Annotated in this window: 40 protein-coding genes; 9 read left to right on the forward strand and 31 right to left on the reverse strand. The window is 59.7% G+C overall.

What is annotated here, in order from left to right; all coding sequences use genetic code 11:
* The first annotated feature begins 304 nt into the window (after positions 1-304).
* The 8 genes from pilB to NLI84_RS11310 all read left to right on the forward strand — a co-directional run bounded on the left by pilB (position 305) and on the right by NLI84_RS11310 (position 7,519).
* Positions 305-2,014: a type IV-A pilus assembly ATPase PilB gene (gene pilB / locus NLI84_RS11275; RefSeq protein WP_255990221.1), complete on the forward strand. Its 1,710-nt coding sequence runs from the start codon at positions 305-307 to the stop codon at positions 2,012-2,014.
* A 13-nt stretch (positions 2,015-2,027) separates the two neighbouring features.
* A complete protein-coding gene (locus tag NLI84_RS11280; RefSeq protein WP_255990222.1) occupies positions 2,028-3,266 on the forward strand; it encodes a type II secretion system F family protein in 1,239 nt (412 codons plus the stop codon).
* Positions 3,263-4,132 carry a prepilin peptidase gene (locus tag NLI84_RS11285; protein WP_255990223.1) on the forward strand — a complete coding sequence of 290 codons (870 nt, stop codon included), beginning with the start codon at positions 3,263-3,265 and terminating at the stop codon, positions 4,130-4,132. Before NLI84_RS11280 ends, NLI84_RS11285 begins: the two co-directional genes overlap by 4 nt.
* A gap of 2 nt (positions 4,133-4,134) precedes the next feature.
* A complete protein-coding gene (coaE, locus tag NLI84_RS11290) occupies positions 4,135-4,758 on the forward strand; it encodes a dephospho-CoA kinase (protein ID WP_255990225.1) in 624 nt (207 codons plus the stop codon).
* A 60-nt stretch (positions 4,759-4,818) separates the two neighbouring features.
* A complete protein-coding gene (gene zapD, locus NLI84_RS11295) occupies positions 4,819-5,577 on the forward strand; it encodes a cell division protein ZapD (protein WP_255990226.1) in 759 nt (252 codons plus the stop codon).
* Positions 5,574-5,768: a DNA gyrase inhibitor YacG gene (locus NLI84_RS11300; RefSeq protein WP_255990227.1), complete on the forward strand. Its 195-nt coding sequence runs from the start codon at positions 5,574-5,576 to the stop codon at positions 5,766-5,768. Before zapD ends, NLI84_RS11300 begins: the two co-directional genes overlap by 4 nt.
* A 112-nt stretch (positions 5,769-5,880) precedes the next feature.
* The gene (locus NLI84_RS11305) at positions 5,881-6,630 is read left to right on the forward strand and encodes a GNAT family N-acetyltransferase (RefSeq protein WP_255990228.1); all 750 of its coding nucleotides are present in this window, start codon (positions 5,881-5,883) and stop codon (positions 6,628-6,630) included.
* A 115-nt stretch (positions 6,631-6,745) separates the two neighbouring features.
* Positions 6,746-7,519, forward strand: coding sequence for a lysophospholipid acyltransferase family protein (locus tag NLI84_RS11310; RefSeq protein ID WP_255990229.1), 774 nt, complete (start codon positions 6,746-6,748; stop codon positions 7,517-7,519).
* On the opposite strand, the gene NLI84_RS11315 is transcribed toward NLI84_RS11310, so the two are convergent.
* Entirely contained in the window at positions 7,504-8,319 is an 816-nt protein-coding gene (locus tag NLI84_RS11315) for a symmetrical bis(5'-nucleosyl)-tetraphosphatase (protein ID WP_255990230.1), read from the reverse strand. The two genes, NLI84_RS11310 and NLI84_RS11315, sit on opposite strands and share 16 nt — an antisense overlap.
* A 49-nt stretch (positions 8,320-8,368) precedes the next feature.
* On the opposite strand from NLI84_RS11315, the gene NLI84_RS11320 reads away from it, so the two are divergent.
* The gene (locus NLI84_RS11320; RefSeq protein ID WP_255990234.1) at positions 8,369-9,307 is read left to right on the forward strand and encodes an HDOD domain-containing protein; all 939 of its coding nucleotides are present in this window, start codon (positions 8,369-8,371) and stop codon (positions 9,305-9,307) included.
* A 54-nt stretch (positions 9,308-9,361) separates the two neighbouring features.
* Here NLI84_RS11320 and rplQ read toward each other — a convergent pair whose 3' ends face one another.
* From rplQ to NLI84_RS11470, 30 genes are all read right to left on the reverse strand, one after another.
* Positions 9,362-9,751 carry a 50S ribosomal protein L17 gene (gene rplQ, locus NLI84_RS11325; protein ID WP_148714564.1) on the reverse strand — a complete coding sequence of 130 codons (390 nt, stop codon included), beginning with the start codon at positions 9,749-9,751 and terminating at the stop codon, positions 9,362-9,364.
* A gap of 25 nt (positions 9,752-9,776) precedes the next feature.
* Positions 9,777-10,760 carry a DNA-directed RNA polymerase subunit alpha gene (locus NLI84_RS11330; RefSeq protein ID WP_255990236.1) on the reverse strand — a complete coding sequence of 328 codons (984 nt, stop codon included), beginning with the start codon at positions 10,758-10,760 and terminating at the stop codon, positions 9,777-9,779.
* Between the two features lie 36 nt (positions 10,761-10,796).
* Positions 10,797-11,417 carry a 30S ribosomal protein S4 gene (gene rpsD / locus NLI84_RS11335; RefSeq protein ID WP_255990237.1) on the reverse strand — a complete coding sequence of 207 codons (621 nt, stop codon included), beginning with the start codon at positions 11,415-11,417 and terminating at the stop codon, positions 10,797-10,799.
* 14 nt (positions 11,418-11,431) lie between these two features.
* Entirely contained in the window at positions 11,432-11,824 is a 393-nt protein-coding gene (rpsK, locus tag NLI84_RS11340; RefSeq protein ID WP_053939957.1) for a 30S ribosomal protein S11, read from the reverse strand.
* 31 nt (positions 11,825-11,855) lie between these two features.
* Entirely contained in the window at positions 11,856-12,218 is a 363-nt protein-coding gene (gene rpsM / locus NLI84_RS11345; protein WP_255990238.1) for a 30S ribosomal protein S13, read from the reverse strand.
* 64 nt (positions 12,219-12,282) lie between these two features.
* Positions 12,283-12,396 (reverse strand): 50S ribosomal protein L36, encoded by a 114-nt coding sequence (rpmJ, locus tag NLI84_RS11350; protein ID WP_018748524.1) that lies wholly within the window; start codon positions 12,394-12,396, stop codon positions 12,283-12,285.
* 38 nt (positions 12,397-12,434) lie between these two features.
* Positions 12,435-12,653, reverse strand: a complete 219-nt coding sequence (gene infA, locus NLI84_RS11355; RefSeq protein WP_148714560.1) for a translation initiation factor IF-1 — start codon at positions 12,651-12,653, stop codon at positions 12,435-12,437.
* Between the two features lie 24 nt (positions 12,654-12,677).
* Positions 12,678-13,973: a preprotein translocase subunit SecY gene (gene secY, locus NLI84_RS11360; RefSeq protein WP_255990239.1), complete on the reverse strand. Its 1,296-nt coding sequence runs from the start codon at positions 13,971-13,973 to the stop codon at positions 12,678-12,680.
* A 39-nt stretch (positions 13,974-14,012) separates the two neighbouring features.
* Positions 14,013-14,453, reverse strand: a complete 441-nt coding sequence (rplO, locus tag NLI84_RS11365; RefSeq protein ID WP_255990242.1) for a 50S ribosomal protein L15 — start codon at positions 14,451-14,453, stop codon at positions 14,013-14,015.
* Between the two features lie 2 nt (positions 14,454-14,455).
* The gene (rpmD, locus tag NLI84_RS11370) at positions 14,456-14,641 is read right to left on the reverse strand and encodes a 50S ribosomal protein L30 (RefSeq protein ID WP_255990243.1); all 186 of its coding nucleotides are present in this window, start codon (positions 14,639-14,641) and stop codon (positions 14,456-14,458) included.
* Positions 14,641-15,153 carry a 30S ribosomal protein S5 gene (gene rpsE / locus NLI84_RS11375; protein ID WP_255990244.1) on the reverse strand — a complete coding sequence of 171 codons (513 nt, stop codon included), beginning with the start codon at positions 15,151-15,153 and terminating at the stop codon, positions 14,641-14,643. Before rpsE ends, rpmD begins: the two co-directional genes overlap by 1 nt.
* A 14-nt stretch (positions 15,154-15,167) precedes the next feature.
* Positions 15,168-15,521: a 50S ribosomal protein L18 gene (rplR, locus tag NLI84_RS11380; RefSeq protein WP_255990245.1), complete on the reverse strand. Its 354-nt coding sequence runs from the start codon at positions 15,519-15,521 to the stop codon at positions 15,168-15,170.
* 13 nt (positions 15,522-15,534) lie between these two features.
* The gene (gene rplF / locus NLI84_RS11385; protein ID WP_255990247.1) at positions 15,535-16,068 is read right to left on the reverse strand and encodes a 50S ribosomal protein L6; all 534 of its coding nucleotides are present in this window, start codon (positions 16,066-16,068) and stop codon (positions 15,535-15,537) included.
* Between the two features lie 12 nt (positions 16,069-16,080).
* Entirely contained in the window at positions 16,081-16,473 is a 393-nt protein-coding gene (rpsH, locus tag NLI84_RS11390; protein WP_255990248.1) for a 30S ribosomal protein S8, read from the reverse strand.
* A gap of 15 nt (positions 16,474-16,488) precedes the next feature.
* A complete protein-coding gene (rpsN, locus tag NLI84_RS11395; RefSeq protein ID WP_255990250.1) occupies positions 16,489-16,794 on the reverse strand; it encodes a 30S ribosomal protein S14 in 306 nt (101 codons plus the stop codon).
* Between the two features lie 10 nt (positions 16,795-16,804).
* Positions 16,805-17,344 (reverse strand): 50S ribosomal protein L5, encoded by a 540-nt coding sequence (rplE, locus tag NLI84_RS11400; protein WP_255990252.1) that lies wholly within the window; start codon positions 17,342-17,344, stop codon positions 16,805-16,807.
* 10 nt (positions 17,345-17,354) lie between these two features.
* Positions 17,355-17,675: a 50S ribosomal protein L24 gene (rplX, locus tag NLI84_RS11405; RefSeq protein WP_255990253.1), complete on the reverse strand. Its 321-nt coding sequence runs from the start codon at positions 17,673-17,675 to the stop codon at positions 17,355-17,357.
* 10 nt (positions 17,676-17,685) lie between these two features.
* The gene (gene rplN, locus NLI84_RS11410) at positions 17,686-18,054 is read right to left on the reverse strand and encodes a 50S ribosomal protein L14 (RefSeq protein WP_255990255.1); all 369 of its coding nucleotides are present in this window, start codon (positions 18,052-18,054) and stop codon (positions 17,686-17,688) included.
* A gap of 197 nt (positions 18,055-18,251) precedes the next feature.
* Entirely contained in the window at positions 18,252-18,515 is a 264-nt protein-coding gene (gene rpsQ / locus NLI84_RS11415; RefSeq protein ID WP_255990256.1) for a 30S ribosomal protein S17, read from the reverse strand.
* Position 18,516: 1 nt separating this feature from the next.
* Positions 18,517-18,705 carry a 50S ribosomal protein L29 gene (gene rpmC, locus NLI84_RS11420; RefSeq protein WP_148717452.1) on the reverse strand — a complete coding sequence of 63 codons (189 nt, stop codon included), beginning with the start codon at positions 18,703-18,705 and terminating at the stop codon, positions 18,517-18,519.
* The gene (rplP, locus tag NLI84_RS11425; RefSeq protein WP_148714547.1) at positions 18,705-19,121 is read right to left on the reverse strand and encodes a 50S ribosomal protein L16; all 417 of its coding nucleotides are present in this window, start codon (positions 19,119-19,121) and stop codon (positions 18,705-18,707) included. Before rplP ends, rpmC begins: the two co-directional genes overlap by 1 nt.
* On the reverse strand, positions 19,105-19,809 hold the full coding sequence (gene rpsC, locus NLI84_RS11430) for a 30S ribosomal protein S3 (protein ID WP_255990258.1): 705 nt from the start codon (positions 19,807-19,809) through the stop codon (positions 19,105-19,107). The genes rplP and rpsC overlap by 17 nt, the downstream gene beginning before the upstream one ends.
* Positions 19,810-19,818: 9 nt before the next feature.
* Entirely contained in the window at positions 19,819-20,148 is a 330-nt protein-coding gene (gene rplV / locus NLI84_RS11435; RefSeq protein ID WP_148714545.1) for a 50S ribosomal protein L22, read from the reverse strand.
* Positions 20,149-20,157: 9 nt separating this feature from the next.
* Positions 20,158-20,433, reverse strand: a complete 276-nt coding sequence (rpsS, locus tag NLI84_RS11440; RefSeq protein WP_255990259.1) for a 30S ribosomal protein S19 — start codon at positions 20,431-20,433, stop codon at positions 20,158-20,160.
* A gap of 6 nt (positions 20,434-20,439) precedes the next feature.
* Entirely contained in the window at positions 20,440-21,273 is an 834-nt protein-coding gene (gene rplB / locus NLI84_RS11445) for a 50S ribosomal protein L2 (protein ID WP_255990260.1), read from the reverse strand.
* A 12-nt stretch (positions 21,274-21,285) separates the two neighbouring features.
* Complete coding sequence (gene rplW, locus NLI84_RS11450) at positions 21,286-21,591, reverse strand: 50S ribosomal protein L23 (protein ID WP_148714542.1); 306 nt, start codon at positions 21,589-21,591, stop codon at positions 21,286-21,288.
* Positions 21,588-22,208: a 50S ribosomal protein L4 gene (rplD, locus tag NLI84_RS11455; protein ID WP_255990263.1), complete on the reverse strand. Its 621-nt coding sequence runs from the start codon at positions 22,206-22,208 to the stop codon at positions 21,588-21,590. Before rplD ends, rplW begins: the two co-directional genes overlap by 4 nt.
* Positions 22,208-22,852 (reverse strand): 50S ribosomal protein L3, encoded by a 645-nt coding sequence (rplC, locus tag NLI84_RS11460; RefSeq protein ID WP_255990264.1) that lies wholly within the window; start codon positions 22,850-22,852, stop codon positions 22,208-22,210. The genes rplD and rplC overlap by 1 nt, the downstream gene beginning before the upstream one ends.
* Positions 22,853-23,001: 149 nt before the next feature.
* The gene (rpsJ, locus tag NLI84_RS11465; protein WP_148714539.1) at positions 23,002-23,313 is read right to left on the reverse strand and encodes a 30S ribosomal protein S10; all 312 of its coding nucleotides are present in this window, start codon (positions 23,311-23,313) and stop codon (positions 23,002-23,004) included.
* A 9-nt stretch (positions 23,314-23,322) separates the two neighbouring features.
* Positions 23,323-23,416 (reverse strand): EF-Tu C-terminal domain-related protein (locus NLI84_RS11470; RefSeq protein ID WP_081413055.1); only part of this gene is annotated, 94 nt, incomplete at its 5' end.

Consider the following 23,416-nt stretch of genomic DNA (forward strand, 5'->3'; position numbering starts at 1 on the left):
TGGGCCGACTTGTCCAGGCGGGCGCAATCGTTTCGCCGGCACACGCCGCAGGAATCAGCAAAGCCAGTCTCAGCGCGGCTTGCACCTGCCAACCTCCTTCCGGATTTCCCCGGCCGCAGCCACGCAGCAGCCGGGATTTAGGCTTAAGTTGGCCTCACCAGCCGACCATCCGCCTCCGCTGCCGCCCGTCTGGCTTACACGCGGATGCGCATCGCCGTGCCACATTTGCTAGACTGCTTCGTAACCTCTCAGTAGCGCCGTCTCGGCACGCCCCAGTCACGCAAAGCGATCCACTACGCCATCCATGTCGACAGCCACCGCCCCGCTTTCCGGCCTTGCTCGCCTGCTCGTCCAACACGGTCGCTTGATCGAAGCCGATGCAGATGCGTTGCATCAAGCCGCCGTCGGCAACAAGCTCAGCTTTATCGAGCAGCTGATCGGCAGCAAAAAGATGTCCGCCAAAGACGTGGCCGAATTTGGTGCCCAGGCCTTTGGCTACCCCTTGTTCGATCTGGACCAGGTTGATAGCAGCTACATCCCCAGCGGCGTACTCGACACCAAGGTGATGCAGGCACAGCGCTTGGTTCCGCTATTCAAACGCGGCACCAAGCTGTTCGTCGGCATCTCGGACATCACCAACCTGCAGGCACTCGAGGAAGTGCGCTTCCAGTCCGGTCTGCAGGTCGAACCCATCGTGGTCGAGGACGGCAAGCTCATTGCCTTGCTGGGCAAGCTACTGGAAGCATCCGGCGCCAGCCTCAAGAATCTGGATGTCGACGAAGCCGACCTCGACATCAGCGCCGGCGATGAGGCCTCCGCGCCGGACGCCATCAGCACCGATGTCGACGATGCGCCCGTCGTCAAATACCTGCAAAAAATCCTGCTCGATGCGATCAACGCCGGTGCGTCCGACATCCATTTCGAGCCCTACGAAAAATTCTATCGCGTCCGCTACCGCCAGGATGGCGTGTTGCGTGAAGTGGCGCAGCCGCCGCTGGCCATCAAGGAAAAACTGGCTTCGCGGATCAAGGTTATTTCCAAGCTCGACATCTCGGAAAAACGCGTGCCACAAGATGGCCGGATGAAGCTGGTCCTCTCCAAGAGCCGTGCCATCGATTTTCGGGTTTCCACACTACCCACGCTGCACGGCGAGAAGATTTGTATCCGGATTCTGGATCCAACCTCGGCCACCTTGGGCATCGATGCCCTCGGCTACGACCCGGACCAGAAAGAAGCGCTGATGAACGCGATCGGGCGCCCCTACGGCATGGTGCTGGTGACCGGTCCCACCGGCTCCGGCAAAACGGTGTCGCTCTATACCTGCCTCAATATCCTGAATGAGCCCGGCATCAACATCTCGACCGCCGAAGACCCGGCCGAAATCAACTTGCCCGGCGTAAACCAGGTCAACGTCAACGATAAGGCAGGCCTCACCTTCTCGGCGGCCCTCAAGGCATTCCTGCGCCAGGATCCGGACGTGATCATGGTCGGTGAAATCCGTGACCTGGAAACCGCCGATATCGCGATCAAGGCAGCGCAGACCGGTCACATGGTGTTCTCGACCCTGCACACCAATGATGCGCCAGGCACACTGACGCGACTGCTCAACATGGGCGTCGCCCCATTCAACGTTGCCTCATCGGTGATCCTGATCACCGCGCAACGGCTCGCGCGCAAGCTGTGTACGCATTGCAAGCTCCCCATGGAAATTCCACCGGAGGCGCTAATCGATGCCGGCTTCAACAATGCTGATCTTGATGGGAGTTGGCAGCCCTATCGCCCGGTCGGCTGCGATAACTGCAAGGGCACCGGCTACAAGGGCCGGGTCGGCATCTATCAGGTGATGCCCATCACCGACGAGATGAACCGCATCATCATGAAGAACGGTACGGCCATCGATATCGCGGATCAGGCCCGCCGTGAGGGCGTGCGCGATCTTCGGCAGTCCGGACTCATCAAAGTCAAACAAGGTCTGACCTCGCTTGAAGAAGTGATGGCCGTGACCAACGAGTAACAGGGAGAGATTCATGGCAAGACCTCCAGCCCGTGCGGCAGCCGCCGCCAAGGCCAAGGAATACACCTTCGCCTGGGAGGGCAAGGACCGCAGCGGCAAGGTGATCAAAGGGGAAATGCGTGCCACCGGCGAGGCCGTGCTGCGCAACCATTTGCGCCGGCAAGGTATCAATGTGGTCAAACTCAAGCAGCAGCGACTTAGAAGCGGCCGCCGGATCAGCAATCTCGACATCACCATGTTCACCCGCCAGATGGCCACGATGTTGAAGTCTGGCGTGCCGCTGCTCACCGCGTTCGACATCGTCGCCAAAGGGCACAGCAACGCCTCGATGACCAAGCTGATCATGGAAATCAAGTCCGACATCGAGACTGGTTCGTCACTGACCCAGGCATTCCGCAAGCATCCCGCCTACTTCGACAGCCTGTATTGCAACCTGATCCAGGCCGGCGAGCAGGCTGGTATTCTGGATGCCCTGCTGGCGCGGCTCGCGACCTACAAGGAGAAGATTCTCGCGGTCCAGAAGAAGATCAAGTCGGCATTGTTCTACCCGACTGCCGTCATCGTCGCGGCCTTCGTCATCACTGCGGTGATCATGATCTTCGTGATCCCCGCCTTCAAGGATCTGTTCTCTAGCTTCGGGGCCGACCTGCCCATGCCGACGCAGATCGTTATTGCGATGTCGGATTTCTTCGTCAGCTACTGGTGGGCCATTTTCGGCGGCATCGGCGGCGGCATCTGGGCCTTCCTCAAGGCGTGGAAGCGCTCCGAGGCGATGCAGATCGCGATGGACCGCTTCATGCTGAAGTTGCCAGTGCTAGGCGAGATCATGAAGAACGCCACCATCGCACGCTGGTCGCGCACGCTGTCGACGATGTTTGCCGCAGGCGTGCCACTGGTCGAATCGCTCGACTCGGTCGCCGGGGCCTCGGGTAACTACATCTACAAGATGGCGACCAAGAAACTTCAGACCGAGGTTGCATCCGGCACCAGTCTGACGGTAGCCATGCAGAACACCAACGTATTCCCCAACATGGTGCTGCAGATGACATCGATCGGCGAGGAATCCGGTTCGCTCGATGCCATGCTGGCCAAAGTTGCTGATTATTACGAAGAAGAGGTCGACAATGCCGTCGAAGCTCTCTCCAGCCTGATGGAGCCGATCATCATGGTGGTGCTGGGTACGCTTATCGGCGGCCTGGTAATTGCAATGTATTTGCCCATTTTCAAGATGGGCGAGGCGGTCGGCGGATGACGCAGTGGCAAGTGTTTCAACAAGACCCGCTGTTCTACAGCGGGTTTTTGTTCGTGCTGGGCCTCTTGGTGGGCAGCTTTCTCAACGTAGTGATCCATCGGCTTCCCAAGATGATCGAAGCCGAGTTTCGCCACGAATGCGCCACGCTCGATCTGGCAAACGATGCATCGGCGCCATCGCGGCCGCGCTACAACCTGATGGTTCCCCGCTCAGCCTGCCCTCATTGTGGCCATCAAATCACTGCGCTCGAAAACATCCCGGTGCTGAGCTACCTAGTATTGCGGGGGCGGTGCAGAGGCTGTGGCGCACGCATCAGCGTGCGTTACCCCGCTCTGGAACTGCTGACCGCAGTCCTGACCGCAATCGTGGGCTGGCTGCTCGGTCCCAGCCTGGCAGGCGTGGCTGCCGTAGTGTTGACCTGGTCGCTGATTGCACTCGTCTTCATCGACGCAGACACCTATTTGCTGCCCGACACGATTACGCTGCCGCTGCTCTGGCTTGGCCTGCTGGTCAACCTCAATGATGGCTTCGTCTCCTTGCCAAGCGCCGTGATCGGCGCGATCGCAGGCTATCTCGCACTCTGGTCGGTGTATTGGGCATTTAAACTGCTGACTGGCAAGGAGGGCATGGGCTACGGCGACTTCAAGCTGCTGGCTGCCCTTGGTGCGTGGTTTGGCTGGCAATCGCTACCAGTCATCATCCTGCTCTCGTCTTTGGCCGGCGCCGTGATCGGCACCGTGCTTGCGCTCGCCGCCAAACGTGGCCTGGGCAAGCCCATGCCATTCGGACCTTACCTGGGCATCGCCGGCTGGCTGATCCTGCCGTTTGGCCCGGTCTTGCAACAGCTGCTGTTTCCCACCCTCTGACCATGCGTGTCGTCGGCCTGACTGGGGGCGTGGGCAGCGGCAAATCCTCGGTCGCTCAATACTTTGCCGAGTTGGGCATACCCATAGTCGACACTGACGAGATTGCCCATGCACTGGTTGAACCTGGCTCTCCTGCGCTCGCAGAGCTGGTTTCCTGCTTCGGCTCAGACATACTCACGGCACAAGGGCGACTCGATCGCGCACGACTGCGCGCGCGCGTCTTCTCCGACGCCCATGCCAAGTCACAGCTGGAGCGGATACTGCACCCGCGCATCCTGGCCGCGAGCGCCGCGCAATTGGGCGCGCTTGACTCGCCGCACGACTACGCCATCCTGGTTGTGCCGCTGTTATTCGAAGCGAACGGCTTTCAAGAACTGGTCGATCGAGTGCTGGTAGTCGATGTCGACAACGCCACACAACTGCAGCGAGTGGCAAGCAGACCCGGGCTCGACGAGGTACTAGCTGAGCGCATCATCGCGCACCAGCTTTCGCGTCAGGCACGCTTGCAACGCGCCGACGATACCCTGGCAAACGATGGCGACCTACCTGCACTGAAGCAAGCGGTTGCAAAACTGCACACGCAATACAGTCTCTGGGCTCAGGCCGATGAAACAAAGCTTACGTAGCGGGTTTTCAAATCGGCGCACTTGCTGCAGAATTGCTTATCTTTTCGCACCTGGCTCGTCGTGATCAGCTACGAATTCCCCATCAACGAGCGCATCCGCACCCTGCTGCGGCTGGAGCACCTATACGGCCGGACCGCCCTGTTCGCCGGCCGGCAGGATGCCATCGACCACCATACGGCGTTGCTGGGCATATTCGAGATAATGGAGGTTGCAAGCCGGGCCGATCTGAAGTCGGACCTGCTGCAGGAACTGGAACGCCAGCGCCAGTCGCTGGCGGCCTTGCGCAACAATCCGCATATTTCCGAGGCGGCACTGGAAGACGTGCTGGGCGAGATCGAGGTCACCCATGCCCGCATGCTAGACATGACCGGCAAGTTCGGCCAGTACCTGCGCGAGAACGAATGGCTGATGACAATCAAGCAGCGTCTGTCCATTCCAGGTGGTGCCTGCGAGTTTGATCTGCCCTCCTATCACTACTGGCAGCAATTGCCACCGGAGCGGCGCCGGGCCGATATCGACCGCTGGTTCCAACCGCTGACGCCGATCAAGCAGGGTATCGATATCGTGCTGCGTCTGCTGCGCGATTCGGCGCGCGTCAGCCATTACACCGCGCACCAGGGCACATTCCAGCAAATGTCGGGCGGCAAGACCATCCAGATGCTGCGGGTCACGCTGCCGGCGGATCTGCCAGTCGTCCCAGAGCTCTCGGCCAATCGCTACGCGATCAATGTCCGCTTCGTCCACCCCTCCACCAGCGGCGAGCGCGCCCGGGTCGTGGACAGTGATATCGAATTTGCGTTGGGCTATTGCAATCTATGAGTCATCGCATCGTTCCCTGCCCGCAATGCGGTGCGCCGTCCGAATATTCCCCCGCCAATGTTTATCGGCCGTTCTGCTCCCTGCGTTGTCGCACACAGGATCTTGCCGGTTGGGCAGAGGAGCGCTACCGGATCACGGGTAGCGAGACCGCGGTGGACGGTCTGTCGGACGACACAACACCCCCCTACTGAGCGAACGGCCACGCCAGGTGCGCTGCGCCCGTGTCATCTGCGCGCCAACATTCCTTCATCTCGTCGTCACCGGCAAGCCTTACTGTGTTCCTCACCTTACGGAGGAACACCGATGCTGCAGCAACTGCAAACCGGCACCGACAAGAGAAGACGTGCGCTATCCCTGACCTTTGCCAGCCACACGGATCACATCCGCGCCGCCCAGGCGCTACGCTACAAGGTTTTTGCCGAGGAAATGGGCGCCCGACTCAGCGGCAAGGAACCTGGCCTCGATCAGGATCTGTTCGACGCCTATTGCGAGCACCTGCTCGTCATCGATGACGAGAACGGCGACGTGGTCGGCACTTACCGCATCCTGCCGCCGCATCAGGCGCGCAAGCTGGGCAGCTACTACTCCGACACCGAGTTCGATCTCACCCGCTTGCAGCACCTGCGCAGCCAATTTGTCGAAGTAGGTCGCTCCTGTGTGCATCCGGACTATCGCACCGGCGCCACGATCGCCTTGCTATGGTCGGGGCTTGCCGAATACATGCACCGCAACCACTACCAGTACCTGATCGGCTGTGCATCGATGTCGCTGGCCGACGGGGGGCACCATGCGGCTAGCCTGTATCGCAAAGTCGCTGACACGGCGATGTCGCCGGTGGAATGGCGGGTGTTCCCGCGCTGCGCGCTGCCGTTGGCTGCGCTCGAGCAGCAAACCCCGGTGGAAGTCCCGCCGCTGATCAAGGGCTACCTGCGGGCGGGCGCGTTGATTTGCGGCGAGCCGGCCTGGGACCCGGATTTCAATACCGCCGACCTGTTCGTCCTGTTGCCCATGCAGAAGATCGATGAGCGCTACGCACGGCACTTCATGCGTTGAACTCGTCGACTCGCAGCTGGACGCAATAAGTACATGGTCTGAATCAGACGATGCCGCTACACTCGCGGGGTTTTCCGTTGAACCCCGCCACCACGGCAAAAGCCGGCTTCAGCCCATGTATTATTCAACCTGGCTGCGCACGCGACGCCTCATCAGCGTCCTTGCCCATCTCGCTCGCGGTATCGCCATTGCCGCCTGGTTTTTTCCGCGCCTGCCCGAGGCTGAACGCCATTGCCGGGTGCAAGCGTGGTCGCTGGCGCTGACGCGCAAGCTCGGCATCACGGTACGGGTTCAGGGCGTCACCCCGGGTCTGTACCCGGCCAACCATCTGCTGCTGGCCAATCATATTTCCTGGCTGGATATCTTCGTACTCAACACGGTGACCGTCTCGCGCTTCGTCGCCAAGGCGGAAATCCGTGACTGGCCCATCGTCGGCCGACTCTGTCACGCCGCCGGCACGCTGTTCATCGAGCGCGAGCGCAAACGCGATACCGCCCGGGTCAGCAACGCCATGATCGAAGCCTTGAGCGGCGGCCATTGCGTGGCGGTGTTTCCCGAGGGAACGACGTCGGACGGTAAAGGCATCCTGCCGTTCCGCTCGTCCTTGCTGCAGGCCGCGATCGACGCCAACGCCACGATACAGCCGGTTTACCTGCGCTATACCGACCGGGACGGTAACTGGTGCGATGCAGCGGCCTACATCAACGAAATGACGTTGACCGAGTCGCTGTGGAAGCTACTGGGCACGCGCGGCCTGGTCGCGGAAATCAACTTTCTGGCGCCCTTCCCGGTGGGCCAGGAAGATCGCCGCACGGTCACCCGGTTTGCCGAAGCCCGCATCAAGGCCGCGCACGAAGCGCTCAGCCAGCACCACTACTCCAAGGCCTGATAGACCCGGACCGCAGGCACCTGCAGCACCCGGCCATCATCCAGATCGACAGCGGTCAATTGCCCGCCCCAGACACAGCCGGTGTCGATCGCCCACACATCGTCACGCAACATCAGCCCCAGCGCGGACCAGTGCCCGCATATCACCTTGGGCATCGCCTTGCGGGGCACGGCAAACCACGGTTGCAGATCCTTGGGGGCCTGTGCGATCTCGCCCTTGAACTTGAGCTGCAACGCGCAGCCTTCGTCGACAAAACGCATCCGGGTGCAGGCGTTGATGGTGAAGCGACGGCGCTCACTGGCGCTGTCTGCCTGTTTCCAGTGTGCGGGCTTGTTGCCGTACATCTCGCCAAACGCATTGCGCCAGTCATCGTCGGCGAGCCCCAATTCGACCTCCGCGCATGCTGCCATCGCCTGCTTCAGGCTCCAGCCCGGCCAGATGCCCGCATGCACGATCACCGCCTCGTCGATCACCCTTAACAACGGCAGCCTGCGCAGCCAGTCAAGCAGCTCATCCACATCCGGCGCAGTCAATACGTCGGCCAGCGTGTCTCCCGCCTTCAGCGTGCCGTTCCCGGCGTAACAGGCCAGCAGGTGCAGATCATGGTTGCCCAGCACCGGGTACACCGCACCAGCATGCTCGCGTGCCCACCGCAGCACCTGCAAGGAGCCTGGGCCACGATTCACCAGATCCCCGACGAGGTACAGGCTGTCTCGCGCCGCATCGAAAGCGATGTGTTGCAGCAGCACCTGCAATTCATCCCAACATCCTTGGATATCACCAATCGCATAGCGTGCCATCGTTCTCACTCTCTACAATGCAGATCATCTTCGCCATCGATCGGATGTCATGCTCACCCACCCCCTGCCCTCGCTCGAATCCTGGGTCAATCACCTGGCCGACTGCGAGCTGCCGATCTTGCATCACACTCAGAGGCAGCTGCAAGCATTGCAGGGGAGCGTCGACGAGATCAGCCTGCACGATATCGCCGGCCCCATCAATCGGGATGCACTGTTGTCGCTGCAGGTGATCCGCCATCTGCAGCGCAACCGTCAACATAGCCAGATCACCGATGTGAACACGGTGGAGCGGGTGCTGCTGATGATCGGGGCGCGTGGTTTCCTGCGCCAGTTTGGCAACGCGCTGACGGTGGAGGTACAGCTGGCACAACATGCCGACGCGTTAAATGGCGTACAGCGCATGCTGTCGCGCGCCGCGCTGGCCGCGCGTATTGCGGAGCACATTGCCGCCAAGCGACATGACATCGATCCCACCGAGGTCATCACCGCTTCGCTGCTGCACGACACTGCTGAAATACTGATCTGGCTGCAGGCCCCACAGCTCGCGATGTCCATCGAACGACTGATGCGTGAAAACACGCGGCTGCGCAGCCGGGATGCGCAGCGCAGCGTGCTGGGGTACACACTATTTGAAATCCAGCTGGGCCTGGTACGGCGCTGGCGTCTGCCCACGCTGCTTGCCCACCTGATGGATGAACGCCAACTCACCGAACCTCGGGTCAGGCTGGTCATGATCTCAACGGCGCTGTCGCGCCACCTCGCGCATGGCTGGTACGACGCGGCCCTTCCCCACGATTACCGTGCCGTTGCCGATCTCACGCAGCTGAGCATGGACGGCGCCTACGCGCTTGTGCGTGACGCGGCACTGCAGGCTGCGCTGCACTGGCATGGCTATGACGCCTTGCCCGTCATAGCCTTGCGCCCATTGCTGCCGGGGCCCGGCGAGATGCCGGCGCCGACCATGCCGGATGCCGAGCCATCCGCGTGAGCCAAAAACAAAGGCCAGTGCAAGCACTGGCCTTTGTCGTCATCCAAGCCGCGATTACTCGCCGGCTTCGACCACTTCAGCATCTTCCGGACGGTCCACCAGTTCGACAAAGGCCATAGGCGCATTGTCGCCAGCGCGGAAGCCGCACTTCAGGATACGCAGGTAGCCGCCATTGCGGGCCGCATAACGCGGTCCCAGCACGTCGAACAGCTTGACCACGATCTCGCGATCGCGGGTGCGGTCGAATGCCAGGCGGCGATTCGCCAGCGACGGTGCCTTGCCGAGGGTGATCAGCGGTTCTGCGACACGACGCAGTTCCTTGGCCTTCGGCAGCGTGGTTTTGATGACTTCGTGACGCAGCAGCGCATTCGCCAGGTTGCGCAGCAGCGCTTGGCGGTGGCTAGACGTACGGTTGAGTTTACGATTACCTAAACGGTGACGCATTTGTCAGTTCCTTTACCTTGACCGGTTACGGCTTGTCCAAGCCGGCCGGCGGCCAGTTTTCGAGGCGCATGCCCAGGCTGAGGCCCTTCGAGGCAAGCACTTCCTTGATTTCATTCAAGGATTTGCGGCCGAGGTTCGGCGCCTTGAGAAGCTCGGTTTCGGTGCGCTGGATCAGATCGCCGATGTAGTAGATGTTCTCTGCCTTGAGGCAGTTGGCCGAACGAACGGTCAACTCGAGATCATCGACCGGGCGCAGCAGGATCGGGTCGATCTGCGGTGCAGCCGGCTTCTCTTCTTCGACCGGGGTGCCTTCGAGATCGGCGAACACGGCAAGCTGGTCCACCAGAATGCGGGCGGCTTGGCGCACTGCATCTTCCGGGGTCAGGATGCCATTGGTCTCGATCTCGAGAATCAGGCGATCAAGGTCGGTACGCTGCTCGACCCGCGCGCTTTCGACCGAGTAGGCCACGCGACGGATCGGGCTGAACGAGGCATCCAGCTGGATGGTACCGATGCTGCGCGATTCCTCACGGTTCACGCGCGCCGGTGCCGGCTGATAGCCACGGCCCTTTTCAACCTTGATTTCCATATTCAGCTTGCCGCCTGCCGACAGGTGCGCGATGACGTGGTCGGGGTTGACCACTTCCACGTCGTGCGGCACCTGGATGTCGCCGGCCTTGACGACGCCAGCGCCATCCTTGGTCAGCGTCAGCGTAACGGCCTCGCGGCCGTGCAGCTTGAGCACCACGCCCTTGAGGTTCAGCAGGATGTCGACCACGTCTTCCTGCACGCCATCGAGCGCGCTGTATTCGTGGACGACACCTTCGATCTTCACCTCAGTCGGCGCAAACCCGGGCATCGAGGACAGCAGGATGCGGCGCAGGGCGTTACCGAGCGTATGGCCGTAACCGCGCTCGAACGGCTCCATCACCACCCGAGCTTGGGCGATCGATTGAGCCTGCACGTCGATGATGCGCGGCTTGAGCAACTCATTAGCGAGGTTTTGCATGTATCAGTATCCCTTGGCCTTTCCGGGGCAGCTTAATTACTTGGAGTAGAATTCCACGACCAGCGATTCGTTGATGTCGCTGGACAGATCGGAACGCTCTGGCGCGCTCTTGAACACGCCTTCCATTTTCTTGCTGTCGACGGCAACCCAGTTCGGGAAGCCGATACCTTCAGCCAGCGAGAGCGCTTCTTGAATGCGCACTTGCTTCTTCGCCTTTTCGCGAACGCTGACGGCATCGCCGGTCTTGACCTGGAACGACGGGATGTTGACGACCTTGCCATTCACCACGACAGCCTTGTGCGACACCAGTTGGCGCGCTTCGGCACGGGTCGAGGCGAAGCCCATGCGGTACACGACGTTGTCGAGACGCGACTCAAGCAGCTTGAGCAGGTTCTCGCCAGTCGAGCCCTTACGGCGCGAGGCTTCTTCGAAATAACGACGGAACTGACGTTCCAGCACGCCATAAATGCGGCGAATCTTTTGCTTTTCACGCAGGTGAACGCCGTAATCCGACAGACGGGTGTTCTTAGCGCCGTGCTGGCCTGGGGCTTGTTCCAGCTTGCACTTGCTGTCGAGCGAACGACGTGCGCTCTTGAGGAAAAGATCCGTGCCTTCGCGACGTGCGAGTTTGCACTTGGGTCCAATATAACGAGCCATGTTCTACTCCGGGATTAGATACGACGCTTTTTCGGAGGACGGCAACCGTTGTGCGGCACCGGCGTCACATCCGAAATGCTGGTGATCTTGAAGCCGAGTGCGTTCAAAGCGCGCACTGCGGATTCACGACCCGGACCAGGACCCTTGATACGGACTTCAAGGTTCTTCACACCATATTCTTGGGCAACTTTACCAGCGTGCTCCGCAGCAACCTGTGCCGCGAAGGGTGTACTTTTCCGAGAGCCCTTGAAACCAGCACCGCCCGAGGTAGCCCAAGAAAGTGCATTCCCTTGGCGATCGGTGATGGTCACGATCGTGTTGTTGAAGGACGCATGTACATGCGCAATGCCTTCAGACACGCTCTTTTTGACTTTCTTCCGTACACGCACTGTGTTTGCTTTAGCCATACTAAAAATCCTTTAATTCAACCGGGCCGAATTACTTCTTGCCGGCGATGGGCTTGCGCGGGCCCTTGCGGGTGCGCGCATTGGTACGCGTGCGTTGACCACGAACCGGCAGGCCCTTGCGATGGCGGAAGCCACGGAAGCAGCCAAGGTCCATCAGACGCTTGATGCTCATGGTGACTTCGCGACGCAGGTCACCTTCAACGGTGTACTTGCCGACTTCTTCACGCAGTTTGTCGAGTTCAGCTTCGCTGAGATCCTTAACCTTCTTGCTCGGCTCAATGCCGGTTGCGGCGACGACGGCGTAGGCGCGGGTGCGACCAATGCCGTAGATTGCCTGAAGGCCGATCACAGTATGCTGATGATTAGGGATGTTAACCCCAGCAATACGGGCCATACTTCTTTACCCCAGGTTCTTCCAAAAAGTTGCGGATTATAGCAACAGTAGCCGTATAGCTCAATCAGCCCTGACGCTGCTTATGCCGCGGGTCGGTGCAGATCACGCGAACGACGCGATTGCGACGGATGATCTTGCAGTTGCGGCAGATTTTCTTGACCGATGCTTGAACTCTCATCGTTCTGGTCCTTTCTACTTAAGTGAAATCCCGGAGAATCACTTCGTCCGGAATACGATGCGAGCCTTGGTCAGATCGTACGGTGTAAGTTCCACCGTAACTTTGTCACCCGGAAGGATGCGGATGTAGTGCATCCGCATCTTGCCGGAGATATGACCCAGAATCACATGTCCGTTTTCAAGCTTGACCCGGAACGTTGCATTGGGCAGCGTTTCCAGGACTTCGCCCTGCATCTGAATGACGTCTTCTTTTGCCATAAAGATTGGTCTTCTACCAGCGTCTTAGGCGCCCTTGAAGTTCGCCTTCTTCAGCAGGCTTTCGTACTGATGCGACAGCACGTAGGACTGCATCTGAGCCATGAAATCCATGGTCACCACCACCAGAATCAGCAGTGAGGTGCCACCGAAATAGAACGGGACGTTCCACTTCAGGATCAGGAACTCGGGAATCAGGCAAATCACGGTGATGTACACCGCGCCGACCAAGGTCAGCTTCAGGATCAGCTTCTCGATATATCTGGCGGTATGCTCGCCCGGGCGATAACCCGGAATCATCGCTCCGCTCTTCTTCAGGTTGTCCGCGGTTTCCTTGGGATTGAAAACCAGGGCCGTGTAGAAGTAGCAGAAGAAGATGATGGCGGCCGCATACAGCAGCACATACACCGGCTTGCCCGGATGCAGCTCGTCACCAACTAGCTTGAGCCAGCGCAGCGATTCACTGTTACCGGTCCACGACAGCACGGTAGCGGGAAACAGGATGATCGACGAAGCGAAGATCGGCGGAATCACACCCGCCATATTGATCTTCAGCGGCAGGTGCGTGCTTTGCGCCTGCATCACGCGGTTACCCACCTGACGCTTGGCGTACTGCACCGGCACCTTGCGCTGGCCGCGCTCGACGAACACCACCGCAGCAGTCAGCAGCACCACGGCCACGGCCAGGAACAGCGCCATGATCTCGTGCAGGCTGCCGGCTTGCACCAGCGACAGGGTCTTGACGATGGCACTCGGCACGCCAGCCGCGATACCGGCACAGATCAGGATCGAAATCCCGTTGCCTATACCGCGCTCGGTGATCTGCTCGCCCAGCCACATCAGGAACATGGTGCCGGTCACCAGGGTGACCACCGCCGTGAACACGAACAGTGACTGTGCTTGCGCCATCACCAGACCAGGCTGCTTGAGCAGCATGATGGCAATGCCGAAGCTTTGCGCGGTCGCCAGCAGCACGGTCGCATAACGCGTGTACTGCGTGATCTTGCGACGACCGGCATCGCCTTCTTTCTTCAGCTGCTTGAGCGACGGGAACACCTCGGCGCCGAGCTGCATGATGATCGACGCCGAGATGTACGGCATGATCCCGATTGCGAACACGGTGAAGCGCGACAACGCACCGCCCGAGAACATGTTGAACATGTTCAACAGGCCGGTTTGCGAGGAGTTGAACAATTTCGCCAACTCATCCGGATTGATGCCCGGCACGGGGATATGCGCACCAATACGGTACACAATCAACGCGCCGACCAGAAACCAGATTCGCTTTTTCAGATCCGCAAACTTGGAGCTTGCGGATGCCATACCGGGATTTGCCACGTTTCCGCCTCTGCTAAGAGCGTGTTACTCGACGATGCTACCGCCGGCTGCTTCGATCGCAGCGCGTGCGCCCTTGGTGGCAGCGATGCCCTTCAGGGTGACGGCGCGTTCGATCTTGCCCGATGCGATAACCTTGACGGCGAGTGCGTGCTGGCCAATCACACCGGCCTGCAGCAGTACCGCGTAGTCGATTTCATTGACTGGCAGCGCGTTCAGATCGCCCAGGCGAACTTCGGCGCTCTTGCCCTTGGCCAGCGAGACGAAACCACGCTTGGGCAGGCGACGATGCAGCGGCATTTGACCGCCTTCGAAGCCAACCTTGTGGAAGCCGCCTGCACGGGACTTCTGACCCTTGTGACCGCGACCTGCAGTCTTGCCCAGGCCGGAGCCGATGCCGCGACCGACACGCTTCTTGGCGTGGGTCGAGCCTTCGGCGGGCTTGAGGTTGTTCAGTACGAGAGACATGATTAGCCCTCCACCTTCAGCAGATAGCTGATCTTGTTGATCATGCCGCGGTTGGCCGGGGTGTCGATCACTTCAGCCGAGCTATTCAGCTTGCGCAGACCGAGACCACGCGCGCAGGCGCGGTGAGCTTCGAGGCGACCGATCAGGCTCTTAACCAGGGTCACCTTGATTTTCTTGGTATCGGACATCACGCATCCCCCAGAATTTCTTCGACCGTCTTGCCACGCTTGGCCGCGATTTCACTCGCGGTGCTCAGCTTAGCCAGACCGTCCAGCGTGGCACGAACCACGTTGTACGGATTGGTCGAACCGTGGATCTTGGCGGTGACGTTCTGCACGCCGGCCACTTCGAACACAGCGCGCATCGGGCCACCGGCGATGATACCGGTACCGTCCGGCGCCGGCTGCATGAACACGGTGGTGGCGCCATGACGGCCCACGACGGTGTGCGGCACGGTGCCATTCTTCAGCGGAGCCTTGGACAGGCGACGACGCGCCTCTTCCATGGCCTTTTGCACGGCAACCGGCACTTCCTTGGACTTGCCCTTGCCCATGCCAACGCCGCCATCGCCGTCACCTACGACGGTCAGAGCGGCGAAGCCGAGAATACGGCCACCCTTCACGACCTTGGTGACGCGATTCACGGCCACCATTTTTTCGCGAAGGCCGTCGCCGCGATCTTCTACTTCGTTCCTAGCCATTTGATCACTCCAAATTAGAAGACGAGGCCGCCTTCGCGAGCAGCATCAGCCAATGCCTTCACGCGACCGTGGTAATGGAAACCGGAGCGGTCGAACGCAACCTTTTCCACACCTGCAGCGCGTGCCTTTTCGGCGATGCGCTTGCCGATCAGAGCGGCGGCGTCAACGCTACCGCCGTTCTTGACCTGGTCACGCAGCTCTTTCTCGGCGGTCGAGGCGCTCGCAAGCACCTTGCTACCGTCGGCAGCGATGACCTGCGCGTAGATGTGGCTGTTGGTACGGTGCACCGACAGGCGCACCACCTTGAGCTCCGCAATCTTGGCACGAGTTTTACGTGCGCGGCGGAGTCGAGTCTCTTTCTTGTCCATGATTCAGCCTCGATTACTTCTTCTTGGTTTCTTTCAGAACAACCACTTCGTCCGAATAGCGAACGCCCTTGCCCTTGTAGGGTTCCGGCGCGCGGTATGCGCGGATTTCGGCAGCGACCTGACCAAGCAGCTGTTTGTTGGCAGACTTCAGGATGATTTCAGTCTGCGACGGGGTTTCCACCTTCACGCCAGCGGGCATCGGATGCGCCACCGGATGGGAGAAACCGAGGGTAAGGTTCAGCGAGTCGCCTTGGGCCTGGGCACGATAGCCCACGCCAACCAGGTTCAGCTTGCGCTCGAAGCCCTTGTTCACACCGGTCACCATATTGTTGACCAGTGCGCGCAACGTGCCGGACATGGCACGAGCGGGCTTGCTGCCGTCCTTGGCCGCAAACGTGACTTCGTTGTTTTCGACCTTGACTTCGACGTTGCCGGCGATTGCTTGCGACAGGGAACCATTGGCACCCTTCACAACGATCGCGCCGTCAGCGATCTTCACTTCCACGCCGGACGGGATGACGACCGGGTTCTTCGCTACACGAGACATTGGTTCACCTCATTACGCGACGATGCAAAGCAGCTCGCCACCAACACCATTGGCACGCGCTTTGCGATCGGTCATCACACCCTTGGACGTCGACAGGATTGCCACGCCAAGACCATTCATTACTTGCGGAATATCCGTTGCGCCCTTGTAGATACGCAGACCAGGCTTCGAAACGCGTTCAATGCGCTCGATGACCGGGCGGCCGGCGTAGTACTTGAGCTCGATGGTGAGCTCGGGCTTGGTTTCGCCAGCGACGGCGAACGATTCGATATAGCCCTCATCCTGCAGCACCTTAGCGATAGCCACCTTCAGCTTCGAAGACGGCATGGCCACGGTGCCCTTGTCCGCACGCTGTGCGTTACGGATGCGGGTCAGCATATCGGCGATAGGATCATGCATTGCCATGTTATTTCTCCCCTATTACCAGCTAGCCTTGACCATGCCGGGAATTTCACCCTTCATAGCAAGTTCGCGCAGCTTGTTACGGCCAAGGCCGAACTTGCGGTACACGCCGCGCGGGCGGCCGGTAATCGAGCAACGGGTACCGGTACGAACCGGGCTGGCGTTGCGCGGCAGTTGTTGCAGCGACAAGCGAGCGGCAAAGCGCTCTTCTTCGCTCGCGTTCACGTCATTGGCCACGGCCAGCAGCTTTTCGCGCTTGGCGGCAAACTTGGCGACGGTGGCGCGGCGCTTTTCTTCGCGTTTGATCAGTGCGAGTTTAGCCATGATGTTCGCCTCAATTCTTGAACGGGAACTTGAAGGCGGCCAGCAGGGCGCGCGCTTCGTCGTCGGTCTTGGCGGTGGTCGTGATGGTGATGTTCATCCCGCGCAGAGCATCGATCTTGTCGTACTCGATTTCCGGGAAGATGATCTGTTCCTTCACGCCCATGTTGTAGTTGCCGCGGCCGTCGAACGACTTGGCCGGGATACCACGGAAGTCACGCACACGCGGCAGCGCGATGGTGACCAGGCGATCCAGGAATTCATACATACGATCACGACGCAGGGTGACCTTGCAGCCAACCGGGTAACCGTCACGAATCTTGAAGCCGGCGATCGACTTCTTGGCCTTGGTCACGACCACTTTCTGGCCAGCGATCTTTTCCAGATCACCAACAGCGTGCTCCATGACCTTCTTGTCAGCGACCGCTTCACCCACACCCATGTTGATGGTGATTTTTTCGATGCGCGGCACTTCCATGACCGACTTGTAACCGAACTGCTCGATGAGCGCCGGAACGATTTTTTCTTGATAAACCTGTTGCAGACGAGCCATGTTCTACCCCTTAGCCGCCGATCACTTCGCCGGTCGACTTGAAGACGCGGACTTTCTTGCCGTCTTCGAGGACCTTGAAGCCTACGCGATCCGCCTTGCCGGCAGCCGCATTGAAAATCGCCACGTTAGAAACGTGAATCGACATGGTCTTTTCCACGATGCCGCCTTGCTGGCCGCGCATCGGGTTCGGCTTCTGGTGCTTCTTCACCACATTGATGCCTTCAACCACGATACGGTCTTCGGTCGGCAGAACGCGCAGCACAGTGCCGCGACGACCCTTGTCCTTACCGGTGATGACGACGACTTCGTCGCCCTTGCGAATCTTTTTCATCCCGTTCCCCTTACAGCACTTCCGGCGCCAGCGACACGATCTTCATAAAGCGCTCGGTACGCAATTCACGCGTGACCGGTCCGAAGATACGGGTGCCGATAGGCTCCAGCTTGTTGTTAAGGAGCACGGCGGCATTGCCGTCGAACTTGATCAGCGAACCATCGGCACGGCGAACGCCCTTGGCGGTGCGAACCACCACAGCGCTGTACACATCACCCTTCTTGACGCGACCACGGGGGGCAGCATCCTTGATGGTCACCTTGATAATGTCGCCCACTGCCGCATAGCGACGCTTGGAGCCGCCCAGCACCTTGATGCACATAACGCTGCGTGCACCGGTGTTGTCAGCAACCTCCAGCATGGATTGCATTTGAATCATGGAAAAACAACCTCCAACTTAATCTGCGAATGTTTCGGCAAGACCGGAACAGTGCCCGGCAAAACCGGGCCAAGACGCAGCCAGTTTTGGACCCCGAAAGGGGAAAAACACGATGGATGTGACTCCATCGCAAGACGGAAAAACGGGCATTGTACGTGAAGTACAATGCCCGTGCAAGCACTAGAGCAGTCTAAAAATCAGACCACGCGTGCTTTTTCGACCAGCTCGGTAACCACCCAGCTCTTGGTCTTCGACAGCGGACGACCTTCCGCGATCTCGACCAGGTCACCTTCGTGATACTGATTGGTTTCGTCGTGTGCGTGATACTTCTTGGAACGACGCATCACCTTGCCGTAGAGCGGGTGCTTGACCAGATGCTCCACCAGCACGGTAACAGTCTTGTCCATCTTGTCGCTAACCACACGACCGGTCAGCGTGCGCTTCAGTTTCGCTTCGCTCATGTTACGCCGCCTTCTGGGCCAGGATGGTACGGACGCGCGCAATATCCTTGCGCACACGCTTGATCTCGGTGTTCTTGGCGAGCTGGCCGGTAGCGGCCTGCATGCGCAGACCGAACTGGGCACGCAAGAGGGCAGTCAGTTCGCCCTTGAGCTCGTCGACCGACTTTTGACGAAGTTCAGCAGCTTTCATCATTGCCCCACTTGACGAGTGACGAAGGTCGTCGCGAACGGCAGCTTGGCCGAAGCCAGGCGAAACGCTTCGCGAGCAATTTCTTCGCTCACGCCGTCCAGTTCGTACAGCACCTTGCCAGGTTGAATTTCGGCAACCCAGTAATCCGGGCTACCCTTACCGTTACCCATACGCACTTCGGCCGGCTTGGTCGAAATCGGCTTGTCCGGGAACGCACGGATCCACACGCGACCACCACGCTTGATATAGCGGGTGATGGCACGACGCGCCGATTCGATCTGGCGCGCAGTCAGACGACCGCGCGACGTGGCCTTCAGGCCCCAGGTGCCGAATGCCACGCTGTTACCGCGGGTTGCGATACCAGTGTTACGGCCCTTTTGTACCTTGCGGTACTTGAGTCTAGTTGGCTGCAGCATTACGAGGCCCCTTTCGTGCTTTACGCTGGGTTTCCGGCGCCGGCTCAGCGGCCTTCTCGCCAGGCTTCACTTCGCCCTTGTAAACCCAAACCTTAATACCGATGATGCCGTACGTGGTCTTGGCTTCGCTGGTCGCGTAGTCGATGTCCGCGCGCAGGGTGTGCAGGGGCACACGGCCTTCGCGGTACCACTCGGTACGGGCGATTTCGATGCCGTTCAGACGGCCGGACGACATGATCTTGATGCCCTGGGCACCCAGACGCATGGCGTTCTGCATCGCGCGCTTCATGGCACGACGGAACATCACGCGCTTTTCCAGCTGAGACGAGATGCTGTCGGCGATGATCTGCGCATCGATTTCCGGCTTGCGCACTTCTTCGATGTTGACGTGCACTGGCACCTTGAGAACGTTCTGCAGCTCTTTCTTGAGCAGCTCGATGTCCTCGCCCTTCTTGCCGATCACCACACCCGGACGTGCGGTATAGATGGTGATCTTGGCATTCTTGGCAGGGCGCTCGATGATGACGCGGCTCACCGAAGCGTTAGCCAGTTTCTTCTTCAGAAACTCGCGAACTTCGATGTCCTCGGTCAGCATTTTGCCGAAATTACGGCTGTTGGCGTACCAGCGCGAGGCCCAGTTCTTGGTGACGGCGAGACGAAAACCCGTCGGATGAATTTTCTGACCCATAATCGCTCCTTAGTCGCCCACAGTCAGCGTGATGTGGCAGGTCTGCTTCTCGATGCGGTTGCCGCGGCCTTTGGCACGGGCAGAGAAACGCTTGAGGGACGGACCCTTGTCCACAAAAATGGTCTTGACCTTGAGGGAGTCGATATCGGCGCCGTCATTGTGTTCAGCGTTGGCGATAGCCGATTCCAGTACCTTCTTGATCAGGACTGCGGCCTTCTTCGGGCTGAAGGTCAGGATGTTGATGGCCTGCTCCACAGGCTTGCCACGAACCAGGTCTGCGACCAGCCGAGCTTTCTGTGCGGAGAGGCGAGCATTGCTCAGTACAGCGGATACTTGCATGTCTTCACCTTAGCGCTTGGCTTTTTTGTCCGCGGCATGGCCTTTGAACGTGCGGGTGAGCGCGAACTCGCCCAGCTTGTGGCCAACCATGTTTTCGTTCACGTAGACCGGAACGTGTTGCTTGCCGTTGTGCACAGCGATCGTCAGACCGACGAAGTCCGGCAGAACGGTAGAACGACGCGACCAGGTCTTGATCGGGCGCTTGTCGTTCGAATTGCGCGCAGCCTCGATCTTCTTGATCAGGTGCAGGTCAACGAACGGACCCTTCTTGACAGAACGTGCCATGTTCAATTACCCCTTGTTCGCAGGACGACGACGAACGATCATGCCGTCAGTACGCTTGTTGTTGCGGGTACGGTAGCCCTTGGTCGGCTGGCCCCACGGGCTAACCGGCACACGGCCTTCACCAGTACGACCCTCACCACCACCGTGCGGGTGATCGATCGGGTTCATCGCAGTACCGCGGACGGTCGGGCGGATACCCAGCCAACGCTTCGCACCGGCCTTGCCGTACGAGCGCAGGTTGTGTTCTTCGTTACCGACTTCACCCAGGGTGGCGCGGCAGTCGATGTGCACCTTGCGGATTTCACCCGAACGCAGACGCAGCTGAGCGTAAGCACCTTCGCGAGCCAGCAGCTGCACCGAAGCGCCAGCCGAACGCGCGATCTGCGCACCCTTGCCAGGCTGCAGTTCCACGCAGTGGATCGTCGAGCCGACCGGGATGTTGCGGATCGGCATGGCCGAGCCGACCTTGATCGGGGCTTCCGGACCGGACAGTACGGTAGCGCCAGCCTTCAGGCCCTTGGGGGCGATGATGTAGCGACGCTCGCCATCGGCATAGCACAGCAGCGCGATGTTGGCGGTACGGTTCGGATCGTATTCCAGGCGCTCAACCTTGGCCGGGATACCGTCCTTGTTGCGCTTGAAGTCGATCAGGCGATAGTGCTGCTTGTGGCCACCACCCTTGTGACGGGTTGTGATCACGCCGCGATTGTTGCGGCCAGCGGTCTTGCTTTGCGATTCCAGCAGCGGGGCGTACGGAGCGCCCTTGTGCAGGTCCGGGTTCACCACCTTGACAACGGCGCGGCGACCAGCGGACGTCGGTTTTACTTTAACCAATGCCATGTTCAAGTCTCCTTATTGCGCGGCTGCAAGGTCAATTTCTTGACCCGGAACCAGGCTGACATAAGCCTTTTTCCAGTCCTTGCGGGTACCGTTGAAACGGCCAAAACGCTTGGACTTGCCCTTGACGTTCACCACGGTCACGCCCTGGACCTTGACCTTGAACAGCAGTTCGACTGCTGCCTTGATCTCGCTCTTGGTCGCATCGGTGGAGACGCGGAATACGATCTGCTCGTTCTTGTCGGCCACCAGCGTGCTCTTTTCGGAGACGATGGGTGCACGCAGAACCTGCAGCAGACGGTTTTCGGTAAATTGCGTCATGCGTAGATCTCCTCGAGAGCCTGGAGCGCATCGCGGGTCAGGACCAGCTTGTTGAAGCGGACGAGGCTGACCGGATCGACTTGGGACGGCTCGAGCACGAGCACGTTCGGCAAGTTGCGGGAAGCGAGATACAGGTTCTCGTCCAGCTCCTTGGTCACGATCAGGGCCGAATCCAGCTTGAGCGCTTCGAGCTTTTGCACGAAAGCCTTGGTCTTCGGCGCTTCGAGCGCAAACGAATCGACCACCACCAGGCGTTCTTCACGCACCAGCTGCGACAGGATGGTCGCGATGCCGGCACGGAACATCTTGCGGTTGACCTTCTGGCTGAAGTTCTCGTCCGGGCTGTTCGGGAAGGTCTTACCACCACCACGCCACAGCGGCGACGAGCTCATACCGGCACGAGCACGGCCCGTACCTTTCTGACGCCACGGCTTCTTGGTGGTGTGCTTGACTTCAGAACGATCCTTCTGAGCACGATTGCCGCTGCGCGCGTTGGCGAAGTAGGCGGTGACAACCTGGTGCACCAGCGCTTCGTTGAATTCACGCGCGAACAGGGCATCGGAACCGGCGACGGCGGCTTGCGCCTCGCCCGATGCATTGATGACTTTCAGTTCCATTACGCACCTGCCTTGACACTGGGGCGCACGACAACGTCGTTACCCTTGGAACCCGGAACCGCACCCTTGACGAGCAGCAATTGACGCTCGACATCGATGCGAACCACTTCGAGGTTCTGCACAGTGGACTTCACGTTGCCCAACTGACCCGCCATGCGCTTGCCCGGGAAGATACGACCCGGATCCTGCGCCTGACCGATGGAACCCGGCGTGTTGTGCGAACGCGAGTTACCGTGGGAAGCACGGTTGGAACTGAAGTTGTGACGCTTGATAACACCCGAGAAACCCTTACCTTGGGAGGTACCGGTGACATCGACCAGTTGACCGGCAGCGAACAGCTCAACGGAGAGCGCGTCGCCAGCCTTCAGATCAGCCAGTTTTTCGGCAGCAACACGGAACTCGACCAGCGCCAGACCGGCTTCTACACCCGCCTTAGCAAAATGACCGGCTTCCGCCTTGTTGACGCGATTGGCCTTCTTGGCACCGAAGGTCACCTGGACGGCTGCATAGCCGTCAGTTTCTGCGGACTTGATTTGCGTGACGCGATTTGCGGACATGTCCAGCACCGTTACCGGGATGGATGCACCATCCTCAGCAAAGACGCGAGTCATGCCGACTTTGCGACCGACAAGACCTAAGCTCATAGTTATTTCCTTTACAGGGCCGATTGCGATTGATCGGCTAATAACCAGTTAAAAATAAACGGGCTTACCGTCAAAGAAACGGTAAGCCCGCGATACTAGCACAGCTTTTTCTTTTGCCGCAAGCACTTAGCGCGCTTGCGACTCAAGGATTACTGCAGCTTGATCTCTACATCCACGCCAGCCGGCAGATCCAGCTTCATCAGCGCGTCAACGGTCTTGTCGGTCGGATCGACAATGTCCATCAGGCGCAGGTGAGTGCGGATCTCGAACTGGTCGCGCGACGTCTTGTTGACGTGCGGCGAACGCAGGACGTCGAAACGCTCGATCTTGGTCGGCAGCGGAACCGGGCCCTTGACCACGGCGCCGGTGCGCTTGGCGGTCTCGACGATTTCCTGAGCCGAACGGTCGATCAGTGCGTAATCGAACGCCTTCAGACGGATACGGATTTTTTGGCTTTGCATGACCAGTCCTTACTCGATGATCTTGGCAACGACGCCGGCGCCGACGGTACGACCGCCTTCACGGATGGCGAAGCGCAGACCTTGTTCCATGGCGATCGGTGCG

It is taken from the genome of Chitinolyticbacter albus (assembly GCF_024437655.1).
Taxonomy (GTDB): Bacteria; Pseudomonadota; Gammaproteobacteria; order Burkholderiales; family Chitinibacteraceae; genus Chitinolyticbacter; species Chitinolyticbacter albus.